Source organism: Epilithonimonas zeae (assembly GCF_023278365.1).
Classification (GTDB): Bacteria; Bacteroidota; Bacteroidia; order Flavobacteriales; family Weeksellaceae; genus Epilithonimonas; species Epilithonimonas zeae_A.
Genome location: NZ_CP075338.1, coordinates 2,980,683 through 2,999,812, shown reverse-complemented (window position 1 = coordinate 2,999,812; position 19,130 = coordinate 2,980,683). Strand labels below are relative to the sequence as shown.

Here is a 19,130-nt window from a genome sequence, read left to right as displayed (position 1 = left end):
TGAGTTTTCAGAGACTTTTTTTATTATAAAATTCGGTAATGTATTTGATATCATCCAGACTTAGGTTCCACATAAAATTGAGAAACTGCTGGTAACTTTCGCTCTGATTTTTTGGATCAACTCTGTCCAGATAACGATTGAGTTTATAATTCTTCCGAGCTTCATATATTTTTTCAAAATTCTTTCCCAACCAATATTTGTAGTAATCTTTATCCGAATCTTCTTTTTGAAGAAATTGCAAAGCAGAATAAATCCCGACGCCATAATCTTCTGATTGATAAAAATTAGGAAGGACTTCCATTTTCGCTATTTTCTGCAGGTCAAGAAAATCCGGTTTAGGTTCTTCTTTTGAAACCAAATCCTGCAAAGGAAAATGTTTGTCAAGATATTGTATCCTCGCTTCTATCTCAGGATGCGAAGCCACAGAATCTTTATCTATCTTCTCTTTGTAATGAGAATAATCGTAGCCGGAAAAATCTTCCTTTTTCATCCATTGTTCCTTGAAAGGATGATTCGGAAGGTCAAAAAACTGTTTATAGGTTTCAACCTTGACCATTTTTGGAGAAATCGTATCATATTTTTTCAAATTCAACAATGCCTTTCTGAAATCTGGTCTGGAAAAATTCGATTTCTGATAATAGATATAACCAAGAGAATCTGCCTCATTTTCCTGCTTTCTTTTCTGTGCACTGAATTTGTACAATTGTCTTTTGTAAAACTGATGCGCTTTCTCACCTTTGTTATTTTGAACTAATGTCAAAGTTTTAGCTTCAGCTTTTCCATCTTTTCCCAACTGAATATTCTCTAACTGAATCTTGATGGAATGGTCCAAAAAAAGATGCCCCAACTCGTGACAAATCACAGATGCCAATTGCCCCTCATTATCCACCCAATTGAAAAGACCCATATTCACAACCAAAGTTCCGTCTCCCATACAATAGGCGTTTGGGCTGTTATCTTTTTCTACCAGAACTTTCAGGTTTGGAAAATCCAGAGAATTGCTTTTAAGAATCTGTTCAACCAGCTGATTTACATATTGATTGAACGCCGTATTGAACACAAAATTCTTATTCTTCACTTCATCCTGAAAATCCTTTTGAAATCTTGATAAAGCTGCAGAAATCTCTCTTCCTGTTTTTCCTTCGTATTTTTCCCTTTGCTTCTTATTATAAGTTTCAGAATCTTTGATATAAGTTGTCAAAAAATTTTTCCGCAGTAGATAATCTGCCGTATCAATCGGTTTGTAGTTGTTTTGAGCATTAGAAAACGAAAATACACTCAAAATCAAAACCAATAAAAATCTATTCATCAATAATATTTTTAACAAAAATAATGTTTTCAGATGACGATGATTACATATTCTATATTTTTGTAGCAAAAGCTTCCTATGAAAAAAATTATCAATGTTGTTCTGGTAATCATTGCTTCTGTTATTGTCCTCATCTACATCACAGGATACAATTATCTGTTCCGGGGGATACAATTAACATATCTGCGAGGTAAAAACGGGCCAACCATTGATGATGGAAAAGATTTCCCTTCAAAAACCATTTCCAGAGGAAATCCAAAACCTTGGCCTATTGATATCAGTTATAATAAACAACCTTTGTCTCCAGCTTTGGAAAGACATTTAATGGACACAAAATCTGTTTCATTTTTGGCAATCCAACACGGCAAACTTTTGCAAGAACATTATTGGGATGGCTATAACAAAAATACACTCAGCAATTCTTTTTCTATGGCCAATGCAATTACTGTTTTATTAATGGGAAAAGCTATAGATGATGGTAGGATAGAAAGAATTAATCAGCCTTTTTCAGATTTTTATAAAGAATTTTCAAATGATAAGTTTGGAAAAAATTTAACTTTAGAAAATCTCGCCTCAATGCAGGCCGGACTCGATTGGGAGAATGATTATAAGAATCCTTTTTCCAAAAATGCAGCAACTTATTATGGCTTTTCCATTTCGGATATTGTTTTCAAAAGTAAGTTTAAACATAACCCGGGTGAAAAGTTTGAATATCAATCTGCTGCACCACAATTATTAGGTTTTGCAGTAGGCAGAGCCGTTCAGATGCCATTATCAATGTATGCTTCAGCCAAACTTTGGAAACCTCTCGGGATGGAACACAATGCAGAATGGTCGGTTGATGGTCTTGGTATAGAAAAATCGTTTTGCTGCGTCCATTCTACCGCCAGAGATTTTGCTAAAATTGGATCTTTACTTTTAAACAAGGGAAAATTCGAAGACATCCCTTGGATCAATGAAAATTTTGTTGATAAAATGACAACACCTGCAGAAAATTCCAATGGTGTTTACGGAATGGGAATCTGGATTAATAATGATTCTCAAATTCATCATTACTATATGCACGGAATCCTCGGTCAATATGTCATTATGATTCCGGAATATGATATGATTATCGTAAGATTAGGCAACGAACAAGCTCCAGAAAAAGATTCTAAAAACAGACCAAAAGAAGTAGAATTTTACGTCAACGAAGCTTTAAAATTTGCAACTAAAAACTAATCTGCATCGTAATCCAACAAAGCAAAAACGCTTAACAATGTACTGTTTTTCAGTTTTTGTTCAGCTTCTTTCATATATTGCGCATCGTTGTTTGCAGGAACATAGATTTCGTAAAAGTTTTTATTTCTGATTACAAACAAAGTTGAACCAATAATCATCGTCAGGATATCCTCAGATTTTGGTGCATTGTGAAAAACACCGGAAACTATTCCTCTTTTGATAATCTCATCCAATCTGCCCACACAAGTCTGGTAAAACTCCAGAAGATCATCCTTCACATTGTCCAGAGAACGCATCTCCTGAGTCACAAAACCGTGAAAATAGCTGTACTTGAACAACAAAGAAATCACATAATTCACGATTTCCTTCATCTGCATCTCCGGTTTTCCTTCTTTTATAGTTTGCGCAAACTCAGAAAAACTCTCCTTTGTCCTTTGCACACGGTACTGATAAAGATAAGACATCATCTTTTCTTTGGAACCAAAATAGTAAGAAATCATTGCAACATTGATTCCCGCTTTGGTACAAATATCCCGTACAGACGTCCCGTCAAAACCTTTTTTAGCAATCAGTTCCTCAGCAACATCCAGAATTTTTGTTTGTTTATCAGTAAATTTTTTCCTCATTCTTTATGAAAGATTTAATGTAAAATTAAACTAATTTTCATCAAAAACAATAGTTATCGATTACAGAATTTAACAAATTTTAACTTTTTATGATTCGCATAATAATTTGGGCAGCTTTATCCGTCCTCCATTCCCGCTGTTTTGCAAATTGCCAGCACTTTTCCCAGTCCAAATTTGCAAAACGAGCTCCATTCAGGCCGGGCTGCGTGCAATTCATCGTTCAAAAAAATCTTTAATTTCATATCTTTGATTATGGATTTTTTGGATTTTCACCACCACAAACAAAATAAAACCGGGATTTATAATCTAAATCTTAACGAAGCCATTCCACTAGGTAATTTCTCGGTTGGTTTGCATCCAAAAGATATTTCAGAAAACTGGACATCCGATTTCGAAAAAATAAAAAATATTTCCTTATCAAAAAACTGTCTTGCCATCGGCGAATGTGGGTTGGACGGATTAATTAACATCGATGAAAATCTTCAAAACGAAATTTTTCAAAATCATATCTCTTGGGCAGAAGAGATCAAAAAACCAATTATCATCCATTGTGTCCGTAGATTTTCGCAGATTTTACATTATAAAAAAGCTAAAGTTCCGTTGGTAATTCACGGTTTCAATAAGAAAGAAAATATTGGAAAAGAACTTTTGGAGGCAGGGTTTTATCTCAGTTTTGGAAAAGCAGGATTAGATAACTTATCTTTGCAAAAATTGATTAAAGATTTTCCCATTCAAAAGATGTTTTTGGAGACCGATGATGCAGATTTTGACATTGCAGAATTGTATGAAAAAGTATCAGAAATCAAATCCATTCCTTTGGAAAACCTGAAAACCCAAATGTGGGAAAATCTTGAAAATGTTGTTAATTATGGATAAATTTTGGTTAGAACGCACCGAATTACTGATAAAAGATAAAGGCATTGAAAAACTGCAAAACGCTAAAGTTTTAGTGGTTGGTTTAGGCGGTGTAGGTTCCTTTGCAGCAGAATTTTTGGCGAGAGCAGGAATCGGAAAAATGATTATTGCTGATGGCGATGTTGTTGACATAACCAATATTAACAGACAACTTCCAGCACTTCATTCAACTGTTGGTCAACATAAAGTAGAGTTGGTTGGAGACCGATTAATGGACATCAACCCAAATCTTGAGCTTACAAAAATTAATGAGTTTTTGGAGCCGGAAAGAATGGAAGAATTAATCAAATCAGAAAAATTCGATTACGTTTTGGACTGCATTGATTCTTTGACCCCGAAATTGGCATTAATGATAACTTGTCGCAGAAACAAAGTCAAATTAGTTTCATCTATGGGAGCAGGCGGAAAGACCGATCCAAGCAAAGTAATGGTTCGTGACCTGCATAAAACAAGAGATTGTCTATTGGCGCGACAGGTAAGAAAACGTTTGAAAAAAGAGAAAATCAACAAAGGTTTCCGATGCGTTTTTTCAACAGAAGTTCAGGATGAAAGCAGCCTGAAGATGACTGACGGAAGTAATTTCAAGAGATCTTTCTACGGAACAATCAGTTTCATTCCTGCACTTTTCGGATTATACGCCGCTGCTGAAGTTATCAATCATTTAACCGGAAGACAATAAATTTTGGACACAAACAGTTACCCTTCTCACGAAAAACTGAAGAAAAAGTATGAGATAGATTTGCTTTTTGCTAAAGGGAAGTGGCTTTCTGTAGATAATGTCAGGATTATCCATCTGAAATCTTCTGATAAACTTTCGATAGACAATCATAAAATAGGTGTTTCTGTTTCAAAGAAATTTTTCAAAAGAGCCGTGGACAGAAACCGCATAAAACGCTTGTTAAGAGAATCTTACCGCCTCAACAAATCTGTTTACATCAATGCTTTTGGAGACCGATCTATTGCGATGCTTTTTTGGGCTTCTAAGGAATTACCCGGAAGTTTTTCTGTTGTTGAAAAACAGTTTCTGGATCTTTGCAAGAAAAGAACTGGATAAACATCTCTATTTAATTTGTAATTTTATTCTCAAAGAAATTACAAATGGAACATATTCTACCTTACCTTCTGAGTGCTTTCATCGGAATTGGATTAGCTGCGGCTTCTGGTTTTAGAGTCTTTCTACCTCTCTTTGCGGTTAGTCTTTCATCTTATCTTGGATGGATTCCTATGAGTGACAATTTCGAATGGCTTTCTGGATTACCAACCCTTATCACAACTGGCGTTGCAACAGTTATTGAGATTCTGGCTTATTATATTCCTGTTGTTGATAATTTTCTGGATACGCTTTCTATTCCTTTAGCAACTATTGCGGGATCAGTTCTTTTTGCCAGCCAGTTTATGGAGTTGGAAACATTTCCTCAGTGGGCTTTAGCTTTGATTGCCGGAGGCGGAACAGCTGCAACGATTGCTTCTGGATTTGCCGGAACACGAGCCGCTTCTACCGCCACAACTGCAGGAATAGGAAATAATATTGTTGCAACCACAGAAACTGCCGGAGCTGGATTGATGTCGGTTCTTTCTATCTTTCTTCCTGTTATTGCTTTTATCCTTGCAATTGTATTAATTATTGCTGTCTTATTTTTTGGACGTAAGCTTTGGAGGAAGATGAAGACACAGAATTCTGGAATATTTTGAATAAAAAAAAGACCGCAATTGCTTGCAGTCTTTTTTTTGTTTATATTCAAACGAATCGAAATTACTCGATTGTTATATTATCTATTTGAAGATCATAAACACCATTGGTTCCTGTCTTAATAGCAAAAATATCTTTCCCTGCAGCTAAATTCATATCTGTTAGAGTAGAAACATTAATTTCGATTAATCGCCATTGTCCATTAGTATTGATAGATCCCGTGTATGCATTAGCATCTGAAGGAGATAGGATAGCTCCAGTTGCGAATGTTCCTAGATTGTATGTATAGTATGCTGGACTTCCTGATGTCTTGTACACATTGAATGAAAGAGATTTACCTGTAGCAGTTCCCTTGATGTACATTGTAATCCTTTTCGGTTTAGTCGGTAAGCCTGTCGTTGCAACAGAAGTAAATACATAGTCATTAGCTGTCGGAGTTCCTTTAATTTGTAAGGAATTTGTACCATTATAGCCTAAACCTACACCTTGAGTTGCATAAGTTTTAAGTCCGAAGTTATTAACACTTGATAGGAAAGTAGCCCAATTTTCAAAATCTGCCCCTGCAAAAAGGTTTACGGCAGAAGCTGAAGGATTATCTGGTGCACCTGGTAAAAATCTATTATTAGTAAAATTGATATCAGATAGACTTCTAATTAACATCTGAAATGCACCATTATATCTACTAACAACGAATGTTAAATCTCCACTTTTTTCTGGTAGTAAATTAGCTCCAAATGTAGAGTAACCCGAATTTCGAATAATCGTATTATTTCCGTTCTTTCCATAAATAGCTCTATCAGTATCTTGTCCAACACCCGCAACATATTCTAAGAAAGTTTTATGAACAGGCGTAATGAGATCCTCAGAAAACTGTACATCTGAAACCTGAACTAATGTATTAATATATTTCTCATTTTTCGCAGCGTCAAGATTAGGAAGTTTTGTAGGAACTAAAGTTGCAATATCCATTCTATTTCCATCACAAACACCTGCTAAATATCTTGTTAAAAGAATACTCGGAATTCTTCCAATTGCATAAGTTGGATCTACAGATCCAATTTTTATTGTACCTCTATCCAATCCTAAAACTAATCCATTAGCTTTGATACGAACATGTGCTCCGACAGGAAAATCAGCATAATTAGATGCTTTATCCACCTCCATCTGTAATCCTACAGTTGGATTTTCTGGTTTGTCCTGAAAAGAAATAGTCTTATAAAAATTACCATTTTCATCAGAAGAAACTATGTATCCGTCAAATATTACTGGAGCGCCATCAGCAGGAACCTTATAAGTAGTCGCTGAATAAGTTGTAGAGTTAGCAGGAGCTGGTGCCAATTTAACAAAATCTGCCATTGTTATTGTTGGTGCATCAAATCTGTTATTACAAAGAATTTCTGGTGCATTCCAGTCATCATCTTTCACACACGAAGTAAAGGTCATTGCAACCATTGCAGAAAAGACCAATGTTTTGATTGTTGTATATGTTTTCATTATTATAATTTTAAAATCTAACTTGTAAATTAACGAAATAAGAACGCCCTTGTGTATACCAATATTTAGGGGCGAATAATTGCTGGCTTCTGTTGAAATCTTCCTGGAAACCATCAAATTTAACATTTCTTGTTTGCTCAAATCCTCCAGTAATATACTTAGTATTATCAAAGATATTATTAACAGATGCAGAGATTAACAAATAATATTTACCAAACATCCAAGATTTACCTACGTTTGCATTGATAAAATAAGCAGCAGGTAATTTGTTTGGTGCTAGTAATCTTCTAAGTTCTTCTGGGGTAGCATTTTCATATGGTGTTCCTGAATTACTATTTTGTACAAAACTTTGAGACCTCAGTAGTGCAGAAGGATCTAAATAATTGTTATCTAAATAATTCCAGTTAGCACCGAACCACCAGTATTTTGGAGAATTATATCTGAAACCAGCAGAAAATGCCATTTGCGGCGTTCCACCTTGTTTGTAGTTTTTAAGATCAGATTTACCAAACTGCACAAAAGATTGTCCATTTCCAAAAACACCAATCGCATCAGAAGCAAAATAAACATCTGGGTTGTTGCGGTAAGTATATTCACCATAACTAGCTACACCTTGAAGTGATAATGTAGGTAATACCTTGAAGTCAACTCCTAGTTCTGCACCCATATTTCTTTTTTCTACATTAGACATTACCTGAGTTACAAAAGCACTCTGAATGTACTGTCCTCCTGTATTAGTATCTGTAGCTCCACCACTCGCAGAATTATCAATTTGGATACCATCTGCAAAGAATCTCTGCACACTTGTTTCATTCTGAGTATCAATCAAAAACACTGATGCTCTTATTTTAAACAATGGAGAATTAATTACATAACTTAAATCATTAGCGTTGATAACTGTATTTTTAATGTTCGGTGCAACAGAAGAGTTAAGTCTTGGGTTGATGAATAAATCTTCAAGATATGGTGCCTGGGAAAAGAATGATCCGTTATACACCAAGAAGTTTCTTCCATCTATTTTATATATAACTTGCCCCTTCAAACCAAAGTTCCAGAAGTCATAATCTTTACTTTTACCAAAAGAGTCAGCATAAAGATAGTGTTTGAATAATCCTTCTCTGCTAGACGTTGAATAGCCAGCAAGTGCTGAAACAAAAACATCAAATTTACCTTCCGAAAATTTTAGTCCTGGATTTACCTTTACCTCCTGTCTTCTGAAGATATAGTTATAAAGCAATCTATCTCCAACTTTTTTAGCAACATCTGTTTCTCCTTCATTATATAAAGCAGAAGTTCCAGGATTATTAGTTGCCGCAAACGGATCTTTATTGAATACAAAATCAGCTCCTAACAAATCATTAACTTCTCTATAAAGCTCTGATCTGTAGTTCTGATAAGAAACGTTCAACATAAATTTTGTTTTATCCGTAAAATTGTAAGTATAATGCGTTGCAGCATTCCAGATTTTATCATCACTTACATCGTTTACCAAATAATACAACGCTCTTTTACCAGTTACACCATATTGTGTTACAGGAGATTGCGCCATGTTGGCAGCATACAATCTGTTCCAATTGATCTGAGTTACATTCGGATCGCCATTTTGCCAAGCAGTACGAGATGCCTGATATGCATCACCTGCTGCTAAATAATTTCCCGAACTAGGATCCCAAACAAAAGCATCTTCGTTCAATGATCCAAAATAACTTGGTAGATTTCTATAATATGTAGGAGAGGGGTTTGGTACACTTTGCCAATCTAATCTAGATCCTTTATCTTTTCCAAACTGATAAGACAATGATGTCCATAAGTTTGATTTCTTATTGATTTTCCAGAAATCCTGTAATTGGAAAACTGGCTGGAAACCTTTTCTTACTCTTTCACTTCTCTTCTCTCCATCTTGCCAACCCCAATAGGAGTTATAATGTACGCCTCTGTAATCATAAACTTCCTGAGTACTTGGGCTCGCTGTAGATCTTCTATATGGAGAAGCAAATGCATTGAAAGTCATTGTGTGACTATCGCTAAATTTTTTCTCAACACCTAGATAAGTACCATAAGCATCATAGAAAGTTCCTTCTTGGATCCCTTCTTCAGCCCATCTTTTAGCTCCCATTAACGTGAAGGCCCATCCACTTTTTGACATTCCAGAAGAATATCTCAAAGAAACTCTTTGTCTATAATTTCTGTTTGTAATAGAATAAACAGCTTGAAAGCCTTTTCGATACTCGCTGGCTCTGGTATTTTTGTAGATAACACCAGTTGCTCCACCAAATGCATATTCAGAAGGAGAATGATTAGCAGCGATTTCCGGATATCTAACAATCTCATTAAGACCTCCCCAATTTGAGAAATCAACATTACCATTATCAGATTTTACCATTGACACACCATTCAACATATTTTCGGAAGTTCTTCCATCAACCCCCCTTGGTCTGAACCAATAAGCTCCCAAGTCGAAACTCGCGATTCTATTAAAAACATCTTGAGAAGATTGCAATAATCCAACAGTAGAAGACTGTCCGCTATTTTCATCGTCTCCAGTATCAAGGATTGCAAGCCCCTGATCTGCTCCTGTCAACGTGGAGTAAAGGGTAATTACCCCTAAGTCTTTCCTCTTTTCTGTAGTAATGTCAAATTCCAAAGTTTTTGTCTCGAAATTTGGCTTTGATACCACAATTTGATAATGTCCGGTCTTCAAATCTACAAATTGGAAATAACCAATTTTGTCTGCCGTAACATCATTACCTTCTCCTTTTAGATCTACTCTTGCTTTTTCTACTGGTTTCCCATCAGCATCTTTTAGGTATGCAAAAACCGTAGTCTGTGCAAAGTAAAATGATGCCGGAAGCATTGTAAACAAGGAGATTAATGATAATTTTTTAATCATAAATCAATTAGGTTTTGTTTGCTCTTTTTTTCTAATATACAGTCCGTTATGCACGGAAGGCAAATGTATATAAATTTTTGATAATTAAAACTTTTTAACATTTTTTTTATTTTAACAAATTATCAATTAATTAAAACATAATTATGAATTTTTAAAAACTTTAAATTTTTATTTTGCAACAATCCAAAAAAAATTACTTTTGTAGCCTTACATTTTTTATTATGAAAAATTTATTTAGCGTAATAGCTATATTTAGTATTTCCTTATTATTTGCACAGCAGAAAAGACAAGTTCGTGCAGCAACGGTTGGATTCTTAAACGTTGAAAACCTTTGGGATACTGTCCGTTCTGCAGATTATATAGACGGAACAAAAGACAGAAGCAATCCTGCATTTCACAGAAGCGTGCCTTTGGATTCTATAAAATATCTGGAAGTTACAGAAAAAGACTATAAAGGTCCTTGGAATGATGAATCTCTTGTAGGTAAAAAAGTGGTAAGAATCCAAGGCGGTTCCGAGGAGTTCACCCCTAAAAGTGGTAAAAACTATACCTATAGTGTATACAAGCAAAAATTAGCAAACGAAGCAAAAGTAATTTCTGAAATGGGGAAATCCTATACAGGAACCGCTCCAGTTGTTGTAGGTCTTTTGGAAGTAGAAAACCGTCAGGTGGTGGAAGATCTTGTAAAAGAACCAGCTATTGCAAAGTATGATTACGGTGTTGTACATTATAACTCTTATGATTATAGAGGTATTGACATTGCTTTCATATATCAGAAAAGAAGATTCACACCATCTAAATCTTGGAAAAAAGAAGTTAAAATCTTTGGTGATGGAGGAAAAAGAGAATACACCAGAGACATTTTGGTATTAACAGGTTTCTTAGACAATGAGAAAGTTGCATTTTTCCTAAATCACTGGCCATCAAGAAGAGGTGGAGAAGCAGCGTCTCTTCCTAAACGTAATGCAGCTGCAATGGTTCTAAGGCAACAGATGGACAGCATAAGAGCTTTAGATCCATCAACAAAACTATTTGCTATGGGAGATTTCAATGACGATCCTGTAAGTTCAAGTTTGAAAAATGGTTTCAAGGCAGTAGGAAACCCTAAAGATCTATCTGAGACATCACCTTATCTCAATTTGATGTATCCTTTATATAAGAAAGGGGTTGCGTCTTTAGCTTATCAAGACGCACCTAACTTGTTTGATCAGATCATCGTTTCTTCTAATCTTCATTCACCTAACAACGAGTTGAAAAAAGATTACACCATTTTCAAAGCAGAGATTTTTGCTCCCGATTATTTGATTACCAAAGAAGGAAGTTACAAAGGTTATCCGTTCAGATCCTGGTCAGGAGACAAATTTACAGGAGGTTATTCCGACCACTTCCCGGCATTCGTTATCTTACAGAAAGATCCAAATCCTTAATTAAATCTTAATTGCTATACAAACCGTTTCAAATATTTGGAACGGTTTTTTATTTTAAGAATCAAATTATTTGGGAAGCTTTATCCGCGCTCCGTTCCCGCTATTTTTTACCAAAGCTTTGTCCAAATAAAAATGAGCTCCACTCTGCTCGCGCTGCGAGCAATTCACTGGTAATAAAATTAGTCATAACTTTAAAGAAATCATTTAAAATGAAAAACCTTATCGCCCTATTAATTATTTCAGGATTTGTTTGGTCTTGCTCCACAACTTTAAAACCATTACCTGAAAATCAAAATCATTCTTTATCAGCCCATAAAAAGACCGATTCTGCAGACGAATGGGAAGTCACCGTTTTTGATGCGGAATATGAGAATTTTGTAGCGACAAGAGCTCAACCAAAATCAATGTTCACAGAAAGTAGCTTGAAATCTCGAAATCAAATTCTTGTTACCGAATGGAACAATCGATTCTATTCAGCAGTCAACCCTAACTTTTATGAAGTCGCTATAGATTACGACCAAAAAGAAAATTATGGTTTCGATTTCGAATACAGATTGTACCAATTCTTCGCTTATTGCAATTGGAAATACGGAGTCAAGTTTAACGGACTAAGAGGAATCGATAAAACAAAATAAAAGCCCAATGAAAATTCCATTGAGCTCTATATTATAATTTGAACATTAGAATATTAAAATATACATCAATTAGAAAGATTTCTAACATCTAACTTTTCACCTCTAACTTCTATCAGGCAATTCCCTCTTCTTCACCTTTCAACTTTTCAGCATTTTCTGCCATTATCACAGCATCCATCATTTCCTGGATATCGCCGTTCATATAAGCATCCAGATTATACATAGATTTATTGATTCTATGGTCAGTAACTCTTCCTTGTGGATAATTATAAGTTTTGATTTTTGCAGAACGGTCACCTGTAGAAACCATTGTTTTTCTTTGTGCGGCAATATCACCTACAACTTCCTGAAGTTTGATATCATACAATTTCGCTCTCAACATTTCCATAGCTAATTCCCTGTTAGCCAGCTGAGAACGTGCTTGCTGACAAACCACAACCAATCCTGACGGCTTGTGTGTTAACTGAACTTTCGTTTCAACTTTGTTCACGTTTTGTCCACCAGCACCTCCGGAACGGGAAGTCTGCATCTCTATATCAGCAGGATTGATTTCAACATCCACTTCTTCAGCTTCTGGCAAAACCGCAATCGTAATTGCAGAAGTATGGACACGACCCTGAGATTCTGTCTCGGGAACACGCTGCACACGGTGAACACCAGATTCAAATTTCATAATTCCGTACACGCTTTCGCCTTGGACTTTCATAATCAATTCTTTGTAGCCTTTTGAAGCTTCACTAGAATCGGTAACCTCGTGCTTCCAGCCTTTTGTTTTGAAATACATCGTATACATTCTGTACATATCCTCCACAAAAATAGCCGCTTCATCACCACCAGTTCCGGAACGCATTTCCAGAATGATATTCTTATCATCAGCAGGGTCTTTTGGAATTAGAAGGTATTTCAATTCTTCCTCAAAAGCAGGAAGTTTGTCCATAGCTTGATATTTTTCCTCCTTCGCCATTTCCACGAATTCTTTATCAGAACCATCTGCAATGATTTCGTCAGATTCAGTGATTGTATCTAGCGCGTTTTTATATTCATCAAAAACTTTCACGATTTTTCCCAAATCGCTGTATTCTTTGTTGAGTGTAGAGTATTTTTTTTGGTCAGAAATCACATCCGGTTGGATGATAAGATCTGCGACCTCGTTATATCGTTGTTTTATCGCTTCCAGTTTCGGAATTAATGACTTAGACATAGGTAAATTTTAGTTTGCAAAGATAATGATTTAAGTTTTAAGTTGGAAGCAGGAAGATAGATGTCAGAAGTTTCCAAATTATATTTACCAAAAGGACTCTATTATTATTAATTTAATTGTATTCTTTGTGAAACCCTTTGTGCCTTTGTGGTTTAAAACTAAAAATCCACTCTCGAAAGAATGGATTTATTATATATTGTTTCGCTTTGAGTGCAATCTCTCACGAAAAGAAAATTGCCAAATTAATGGTGATGACCGTGAGAAACTGGTTTTTCTCCTGCAGGTCTTTGGTAGATAACTTCTACTCCTTCTTGCTCATACAATTTTTTGTATCTGATTTTTTCTGGGTCAAAGTTCTTGTTGATTTTCCCGAAGTATTCTGCAACACCCTCTGTTAACCAAAGTGGTACGATAAATCCGAAGAACATCAAAATACACCAGAATCCACAAATCATCATTGTGAAGAAATAAACGGTCCAAAGAAATTGGTAAAACGGCCAAAAAGCTGATAACATCATAATGCTATATATTTTGAGCAAAAATAGACGTTTTTATTCTATTTCACAAAATTTCTAGATTGATTTTTTTCATTTTGCTGAACTTTTAGTTTTTAGTATTTTCGTAAGGTTATAAAAATCAATGAAAAGTTGGTTGAAAAAGTTTATAAAACAGTCTTTATCAACTAGCCCCGATTGCAGCGGTTACCCCGCAACAAGCCTTGGAAAAGCTTTGGCGTGAGGAGTATGAGCGGAAAGCGGGAAACAGCTTCTAATAAATTTAAATCAAATATAATGAGTTTCAGAATCGAAAAAGACACGATGGGCGAAGTGCAAGTGCCTGCTGATAAATTTTGGGGTGCGCAAACGGAGCGTTCCAGAAATAATTTCAAAATTGGTCCGGAAGGAAGTATGCCGCGCGAAATCATCGATGCATTTGCTTACCTAAAAAAAGCGGCGGCCTATACCAATGCGGAATTAGGCGTTCTTTCTAATGAAAAAAGAGATGCTATCGGGAAAGTTTGTGATGAGATTCTTGCCGGAGAATTGTATGACCAATTTCCATTGGTAATCTGGCAAACCGGCTCGGGAACGCAATCTAATATGAACGTGAACGAGGTAGTTGCGAACAAATCTCACGTGAACAGTGGCGGACAATTGGGCGAAAAAACCGAAGTGCATCCGAATGATGACGTGAACAAATCCCAGTCTTCCAACGATACTTATCCAACAGCAATGCACATCGCAGCTTATACTAAAGTGGTAAAAGCGACTTTGCCAGCTCTGGATAAACTGAGAAATACGCTGGACGAAAAAGCAAAAAAATATCAGAATATTGTAAAAATCGGAAGAACACACCTGATGGATGCAACGCCTTTAACTTTGGGACAAGAATTTTCGGGTTATGTAGCGCAGTTGGATTATGCTAAAAAAGCAATCAACAATACGCTTGACCATTTGAAAGAATTGGCTCTTGGTGGAACTGCGGTTGGAACTGGATTAAATACACCAAAAGGTTATGACGTTTTGGTAGCAAAATATATTGCTGATTTTACAGGTTTGCCATTTGTAACAGCTCCGAATAAATTCGAAGCTTTGGCTGCGCATGACGGAATCGTTGAAACACACGGTGCGCTGAAGCAATTGGCGGTTTCGCTTTACAAGATTGCTCAGGATATCAGATTATTGGCATCGGGCCCACGTTCGGGAATTGGAGAAATCTTTATTCCTGAAAATGAACCAGGCTCTTCTATTATGCCAGGAAAAGTAAATCCTACACAGAACGAAGCCTTGACAATGGTTTGCGCTCAGGTTCTTGGAAATGATACAACGATTTCTTTCGCAGGAACTCAAGGAAATTATGAGCTGAATGTTTTCAAGCCAGTTATGGCTGCGAACTTCCTTCAGTCTGCACAATTGTTAGCGGATGCGATGATTTCTTTCAATGACCATTGTGCTGTTGGAATTGAGCCAAATGAGCCGAGAATCAAAGAACTGGTTGACAAATCTCTGATGCTCGTAACAGCGTTGAATACGCACATCGGTTACGAAAACGCGGCGAAGATTGCTAAAACAGCTCACAAAAACGGAACAACTCTAAAAGAAGAAGCGATTAATCTTGGATTGTTAACTGCTGAACAATTTGATGAGTGGGTTAAGCCAGAAGATATGGTAGGAAGTCTTAAATAGATGATAGACTTTTCAGACAAAAGATAAATAGACAAGCTCCGAGGTAATTCTCGGAGTTTTTATTTTTATTAAATTTCGCTTATGAATATTGATACAATTCTTGACCAAATTTTTACACTTCCCGAAAATTCTAAATCAGTTTTAAAGAATTTGATTTCAGAAGTTGAGTTTCCGAAAGATAGCATTATCATCAAAGCCGGAAAAGTAGAAAAGACGGTTTATTTTATTAAAAAAGGAATTGTAAGAGCTTTTGTTCCTCAAGAAAATCAAGACCTTACGTTTTGGTTTGGTAAAGAAGGCGACGTGGTTTTGCCAATGAAAAGCTATGTTGATAATTATCAAAATTATGAAAATATTCAGCTTTTGGAAGACTGTGTTTTGTATCAATTAAAAATCGATGCTTTGCGAAAGCTATTTGAAACCGATATCAATATTGCCAATTGGGGAAGAAAATTAGCCGAAAGAGAATTGGTAAAAACGGAAGAATTATTTATTTCCAGACAATTCAGAACGGCAAGTCAGCGTTATGAGGAACTTTTGACAAAACAACCCGAGATTATTCAAAGAGTTCAATTGGGTTACATTGCTTCCTATTTGGGAATCACACAAGTTAGTCTGAGTAGAATCCGAAGCGAAATTTGATTAATTTTTTAACATTTGTAAAAAAATCCGTAGCATTCAATTTGGAAATTTGCATCATTAAAATTGATAAGTAATGAACTGGATTTTTTTAATTCTTGGAGGACTTTTTGAAGTTGGATTTACATCTTGTTTAGGAAAAGCCAAAGAAACATCGGGCCCTGAATCTTACCTTTGGTACGCCGGATTCGGAATATCATTGATTGCAAGTATGCTTCTGCTCATCAAAGCAACGCAAACACTTCCGTTGGGAACGGCTTATGCAGTCTGGACAGGAATCGGCGCTGTTGGTACCGTCCTGGTCGGGATTTTTATCTTTAAAGAACCTGCAACATTCTGGCGATTGTTTTTTATTTTTACCTTGATTGCTTCCATCGTTGGCCTGAAAGCAGTTTCTTCACATTAATAAATTATTGAACCACAAAAGTCACAAAAGAAAAATAATATCTTTTGTGACTTTTGTGGTTTTTTAATCAATTCTTTATTTCGCAAATTGAACAGATGAAATTTTAAATCTGCTTTATCTGCCAAATCTGCGAGAAATTAAATTTAACTTATCGAAACCTGGTCTGCAAAATATTGCTCCAAATCTCTCAACGTTTCCGGAGAAGTCTGGATATCTCTTACCAATTCGCCTTTGTTGATGACCACAATTCTTTCACAAACTTCTGTGGTGTGAGCCAAATCGTGGCTGGAAATCAGGAATGTGGAATCTGAGTTTTGTGACCAATCCCTGATGAGGTTTTTCAGTTTGATTTGGGTCGAAGGGTCGAGGTTGGCGAAAGGCTCATCAAGAATGATAATCGCTGGCGTTCCGATTAGCGCGCCGATGATGCCGACTTTTTTCATATTGCCTTTGGAGAGGTCGCGGATGTATTTTTTGGCATTCAGTATTTCTCCATTGAAGAAATCGGTGAAGTTTTTTAAGAATTCGTCAACATTCGCTTTGCTTTGACCTCTGAGTTCGCCTAAGAAATAAAAATATTCTTCCGGAGTCAAATAACCAATGAGAAAAGTCTCATCGATAAATGCACCGACTTTATTTTTCCAACTTTCGGATTCGTTTACTTTTTCGCCATCGATGGAAACAAATCCAGAGCTTGGTTCTATCAAATCCAGAATCAGGCTGAATAAGGTTGTTTTTCCAGCACCGTTGTTCCCGACTAAACCAATGGTTTGACCTTTTTGGAAATCGAGGTTTTCTATGGATAAGACTTTTTTGGTTTCGTAAACTTTGGACAGGTTATTTATTGTTATCATTTTATTTATATTTTAGAAGTGAGAGTTTTTTTGAACACAAAGTCCACAAAGATTTTTTATTAATATTGAAAACATTTTTAAGGTTCACAAAGGCGTAAAACTTAATGAAGACAAAAATTTACGTCTAATTGCCCTTAAAGGCTTTCATGGTTGAGTATTTTTCTTTTTTATACAATTTGACAATGAAATCGAAGAATTTTTCTCTTAGGAAAAAGCCAATCAATCCCAAAACGCCCAGACTTGCTACCGCTGCTGTTGTTCCAAAAAAATATTTTGAAACGCCAAAAACCGCCATTGGCAAAACCATTTGTGGCAAAAGGAGAAGGATGTTTTTGAAACTGAAATTGTTTTTCTTGCCCAATGTTTTTCCTCTCGCATTCAGGTCAATCGGATTTTTGTTAAACGCACCCGACAGCAGAACAACCTGAGAATTAACACCAATATTATAAAGTCCGCCCGCCAAAAACGTGAAATACAGATCCCAACTCACGAACGCATAACCAACCGCCAAAACCATACTCACAGCCACAGCACTCACAATCATCCACCATTTCGCTTTCAGATATTCTTTGTAAGGAACGTTCAGCGTCATCATCAGTGGATAGTAAGAACTGTCGAAAGACGGCACTCTTTGTCCAAACAAAAACAAAAATCCACCAGTTACAAAAAGTCCCATAAACAGTTGCATATAAGCGGTTTTATAAGCTGGCGAACTGAACAAAAGCAATCCATAAAACAAGAATAGAAAACTTCCCAATGCAATGGATTTTGCAGCCTTGCTTCGTTTGATCATTCGGATATCGTTGTTGATGAAGGTGCCGAGAACGCCATATTTGTTAAGAAATTGAATGTTTTCTGTCTTCCCGACTTCCTGTTTCATTTCCAGTCCTTTGTCGAGATAAAAATTGTCGTAAATAAATTTTCTACAAATAATATAGAGAATAACGAATAGTGCAATCGGCAATACAATCGCGAACCAATGATTATAGAAAAGCATAAAAAACTTCTCAGAAGCCGATGATAAAGCAATGATATTATAATAATCCAATCCGCCGGCAAGGACCAAAAATCCTCCGATAATCCAAACGGCTAAATCTTTACCGTTGAGAAGGATATTAATCAGATTAATGCTGAAACTTAAAATAATCAGTGCAAATACCCAAGAAAAACTGCCCAAAACCGCATAGCCGTTATAAAGCAGAATCCCTAACAAAGGCAAATAAATAAAAAGTCCGCCCCAACTGAAAAATGAGAGAAACGTCTTGCTAATCATATAATTGACCAGCGTACTTTTCCTGATATTCATTGTGAGAAAAGGTTTGATATTCTGAGTCGGCATCTGTTGAAAAAAATATCTGAGGAACAGATCGACAATAAGCCAATAGAACAGAAACTTACTAATAAATGGTAATGGGTCGATATGCAATTCTTTTTTCGGATAATAAAACGCTCCGAAAGCGGCAAACACAAATATTGCGAGAATGTAAAGGATTCCCAAAAGCTGGAAAATCTTAACGACAATATTGGCTGCCAGAGAACTTGACCTGAAAAAACTTTTGAATTCTAATCTGATGAATCGTTGCAGCATAAAAGTTTATTTTTTGTTAAATTTAATGAATTCTGAATATTATTAGTTT

Annotated in this window: 18 protein-coding genes; 10 read left to right on the top strand and 8 right to left on the bottom strand. The window is 35.9% G+C overall.

The window, feature by feature from the left end:
* Positions 1-7 precede the first annotated feature (7 nt).
* On the bottom strand, positions 8-1,309 hold the full coding sequence (locus tag KI430_RS13590) for a M48 family metallopeptidase (RefSeq protein WP_248875491.1): 1,302 nt from the start codon (positions 1,307-1,309) through the stop codon (positions 8-10).
* Between the two features lie 78 nt (positions 1,310-1,387).
* Between KI430_RS13590 and KI430_RS13585 the strand changes: the two genes are divergently transcribed.
* Entirely contained in the window at positions 1,388-2,530 is a 1,143-nt protein-coding gene (locus tag KI430_RS13585) for a serine hydrolase domain-containing protein (protein WP_248875490.1), read from the top strand.
* Here KI430_RS13585 and KI430_RS13580 read toward each other — a convergent pair.
* Positions 2,527-3,156, bottom strand: coding sequence for a TetR/AcrR family transcriptional regulator (locus tag KI430_RS13580; protein WP_248875489.1), 630 nt, complete (start codon positions 3,154-3,156; stop codon positions 2,527-2,529). The genes KI430_RS13585 and KI430_RS13580 overlap by 4 nt on opposite strands.
* 252 nt (positions 3,157-3,408) lie before the next feature.
* On the opposite strand from KI430_RS13580, the gene KI430_RS13575 reads away from it, so the two are divergent.
* The 4 genes from KI430_RS13575 to KI430_RS13560 are packed head-to-tail and all read left to right on the top strand — an operon-like array spanning position 3,409 to position 5,763.
* Complete coding sequence (locus tag KI430_RS13575; RefSeq protein WP_248875488.1) at positions 3,409-4,032, top strand: TatD family hydrolase; 624 nt, start codon at positions 3,409-3,411, stop codon at positions 4,030-4,032.
* Entirely contained in the window at positions 4,025-4,750 is a 726-nt protein-coding gene (locus tag KI430_RS13570) for a ThiF family adenylyltransferase (RefSeq protein WP_248875487.1), read from the top strand. The genes KI430_RS13575 and KI430_RS13570 overlap by 8 nt, the downstream gene beginning before the upstream one ends.
* Positions 4,751-4,753: 3 nt before the next feature.
* A complete protein-coding gene (gene rnpA, locus KI430_RS13565) occupies positions 4,754-5,125 on the top strand; it encodes a ribonuclease P protein component (RefSeq protein WP_248875486.1) in 372 nt (123 codons plus the stop codon).
* Between the two features lie 44 nt (positions 5,126-5,169).
* Positions 5,170-5,763 carry a DUF4126 domain-containing protein gene (locus KI430_RS13560; RefSeq protein WP_248875485.1) on the top strand — a complete coding sequence of 198 codons (594 nt, stop codon included), beginning with the start codon at positions 5,170-5,172 and terminating at the stop codon, positions 5,761-5,763.
* A gap of 61 nt (positions 5,764-5,824) precedes the next feature.
* Here the strand turns inward: KI430_RS13560 and KI430_RS13555 are convergent, their stop codons facing one another.
* Positions 5,825-7,255: a DUF5689 domain-containing protein gene (locus KI430_RS13555; RefSeq protein WP_248875484.1), complete on the bottom strand. Its 1,431-nt coding sequence runs from the start codon at positions 7,253-7,255 to the stop codon at positions 5,825-5,827.
* Between the two features lie 10 nt (positions 7,256-7,265).
* Complete coding sequence (locus tag KI430_RS13550; protein WP_248875483.1) at positions 7,266-10,145, bottom strand: carboxypeptidase-like regulatory domain-containing protein; 2,880 nt, start codon at positions 10,143-10,145, stop codon at positions 7,266-7,268.
* 221 nt (positions 10,146-10,366) lie between these two features.
* On the opposite strand from KI430_RS13550, the gene KI430_RS13545 reads away from it, so the two are divergent.
* Both KI430_RS13545 and KI430_RS13540 read left to right on the top strand, forming a co-directional pair.
* A complete protein-coding gene (locus KI430_RS13545; protein ID WP_248875482.1) occupies positions 10,367-11,572 on the top strand; it encodes an endonuclease in 1,206 nt (401 codons plus the stop codon).
* Between the two features lie 209 nt (positions 11,573-11,781).
* Entirely contained in the window at positions 11,782-12,207 is a 426-nt protein-coding gene (locus KI430_RS13540) for a DUF6146 family protein (protein ID WP_248875481.1), read from the top strand.
* A 112-nt stretch (positions 12,208-12,319) separates the two neighbouring features.
* Here KI430_RS13540 and prfA read toward each other — a convergent pair whose 3' ends face one another.
* Positions 12,320-13,408 carry a peptide chain release factor 1 gene (prfA, locus tag KI430_RS13535; protein WP_248875480.1) on the bottom strand — a complete coding sequence of 363 codons (1,089 nt, stop codon included), beginning with the start codon at positions 13,406-13,408 and terminating at the stop codon, positions 12,320-12,322.
* Between the two features lie 242 nt (positions 13,409-13,650).
* Positions 13,651-13,926: a hypothetical protein gene (locus tag KI430_RS13530; protein WP_074235847.1), complete on the bottom strand. Its 276-nt coding sequence runs from the start codon at positions 13,924-13,926 to the stop codon at positions 13,651-13,653.
* A 273-nt stretch (positions 13,927-14,199) separates the two neighbouring features.
* On the opposite strand from KI430_RS13530, the gene fumC reads away from it, so the two are divergent.
* The 3 genes from fumC (at position 14,200) to KI430_RS13515 (ending at position 16,639) form a co-directional block, all read left to right on the top strand.
* Positions 14,200-15,594 carry a class II fumarate hydratase gene (gene fumC, locus KI430_RS13525; protein WP_248875479.1) on the top strand — a complete coding sequence of 465 codons (1,395 nt, stop codon included), beginning with the start codon at positions 14,200-14,202 and terminating at the stop codon, positions 15,592-15,594.
* Between the two features lie 81 nt (positions 15,595-15,675).
* Positions 15,676-16,236, top strand: coding sequence for a Crp/Fnr family transcriptional regulator (locus tag KI430_RS13520; protein WP_248875478.1), 561 nt, complete (start codon positions 15,676-15,678; stop codon positions 16,234-16,236).
* 73 nt (positions 16,237-16,309) lie between these two features.
* Positions 16,310-16,639: a DMT family transporter gene (locus KI430_RS13515; protein WP_248875477.1), complete on the top strand. Its 330-nt coding sequence runs from the start codon at positions 16,310-16,312 to the stop codon at positions 16,637-16,639.
* A 143-nt stretch (positions 16,640-16,782) separates the two neighbouring features.
* Here the strand turns inward: KI430_RS13515 and KI430_RS13510 are convergent, their stop codons facing one another.
* Positions 16,783-17,493 carry an ABC transporter ATP-binding protein gene (locus KI430_RS13510; RefSeq protein WP_248875476.1) on the bottom strand — a complete coding sequence of 237 codons (711 nt, stop codon included), beginning with the start codon at positions 17,491-17,493 and terminating at the stop codon, positions 16,783-16,785.
* A gap of 124 nt (positions 17,494-17,617) precedes the next feature.
* Positions 17,618-19,081: a DUF5687 family protein gene (locus tag KI430_RS13505; RefSeq protein ID WP_248875475.1), complete on the bottom strand. Its 1,464-nt coding sequence runs from the start codon at positions 19,079-19,081 to the stop codon at positions 17,618-17,620.
* Positions 19,082-19,130: the final 49 nt, after the last annotated feature.

Excerpts from the sequence above, each read along its gene's own strand:
- KI430_RS13590 (WP_248875491.1), bottom strand. The coding sequence starts at position 1,309 with ATGAATAGATTTTTATTGGTTTTGATTTTGAGTGTATTTTCGTTTTCT.
- KI430_RS13585 (WP_248875490.1), top strand. The coding sequence starts at position 1,388 with ATGAAAAAAATTATCAATGTTGTTCTGGTAATCATTGCTTCTGTTATT.
- KI430_RS13580 (WP_248875489.1), bottom strand. The coding sequence starts at position 3,156 with ATGAGGAAAAAATTTACTGATAAACAAACAAAAATTCTGGATGTTGCT.
- KI430_RS13575 (WP_248875488.1), top strand. The coding sequence starts at position 3,409 with ATGGATTTTTTGGATTTTCACCACCACAAACAAAATAAAACCGGGATT.
- KI430_RS13570 (WP_248875487.1), top strand. The coding sequence starts at position 4,025 with ATGGATAAATTTTGGTTAGAACGCACCGAATTACTGATAAAAGATAAA.
- KI430_RS13560 (WP_248875485.1), top strand. The coding sequence starts at position 5,170 with ATGGAACATATTCTACCTTACCTTCTGAGTGCTTTCATCGGAATTGGA.
- KI430_RS13555 (WP_248875484.1), bottom strand. The coding sequence starts at position 7,255 with ATGAAAACATATACAACAATCAAAACATTGGTCTTTTCTGCAATGGTT.
- KI430_RS13550 (WP_248875483.1), bottom strand. The coding sequence starts at position 10,145 with ATGATTAAAAAATTATCATTAATCTCCTTGTTTACAATGCTTCCGGCA.
- KI430_RS13545 (WP_248875482.1), top strand. The coding sequence starts at position 10,367 with ATGAAAAATTTATTTAGCGTAATAGCTATATTTAGTATTTCCTTATTA.
- KI430_RS13540 (WP_248875481.1), top strand. The coding sequence starts at position 11,782 with ATGAAAAACCTTATCGCCCTATTAATTATTTCAGGATTTGTTTGGTCT.
- prfA (WP_248875480.1), bottom strand. The coding sequence starts at position 13,408 with ATGTCTAAGTCATTAATTCCGAAACTGGAAGCGATAAAACAACGATAT.
- KI430_RS13530 (WP_074235847.1), bottom strand. The coding sequence starts at position 13,926 with ATGATGTTATCAGCTTTTTGGCCGTTTTACCAATTTCTTTGGACCGTT.
- fumC (WP_248875479.1), top strand. The coding sequence starts at position 14,200 with ATGAGTTTCAGAATCGAAAAAGACACGATGGGCGAAGTGCAAGTGCCT.
- KI430_RS13520 (WP_248875478.1), top strand. The coding sequence starts at position 15,676 with ATGAATATTGATACAATTCTTGACCAAATTTTTACACTTCCCGAAAAT.
- KI430_RS13515 (WP_248875477.1), top strand. The coding sequence starts at position 16,310 with ATGAACTGGATTTTTTTAATTCTTGGAGGACTTTTTGAAGTTGGATTT.
- KI430_RS13510 (WP_248875476.1), bottom strand. The coding sequence starts at position 17,493 with ATGATAACAATAAATAACCTGTCCAAAGTTTACGAAACCAAAAAAGTC.
- KI430_RS13505 (WP_248875475.1), bottom strand. The coding sequence starts at position 19,081 with ATGCTGCAACGATTCATCAGATTAGAATTCAAAAGTTTTTTCAGGTCA.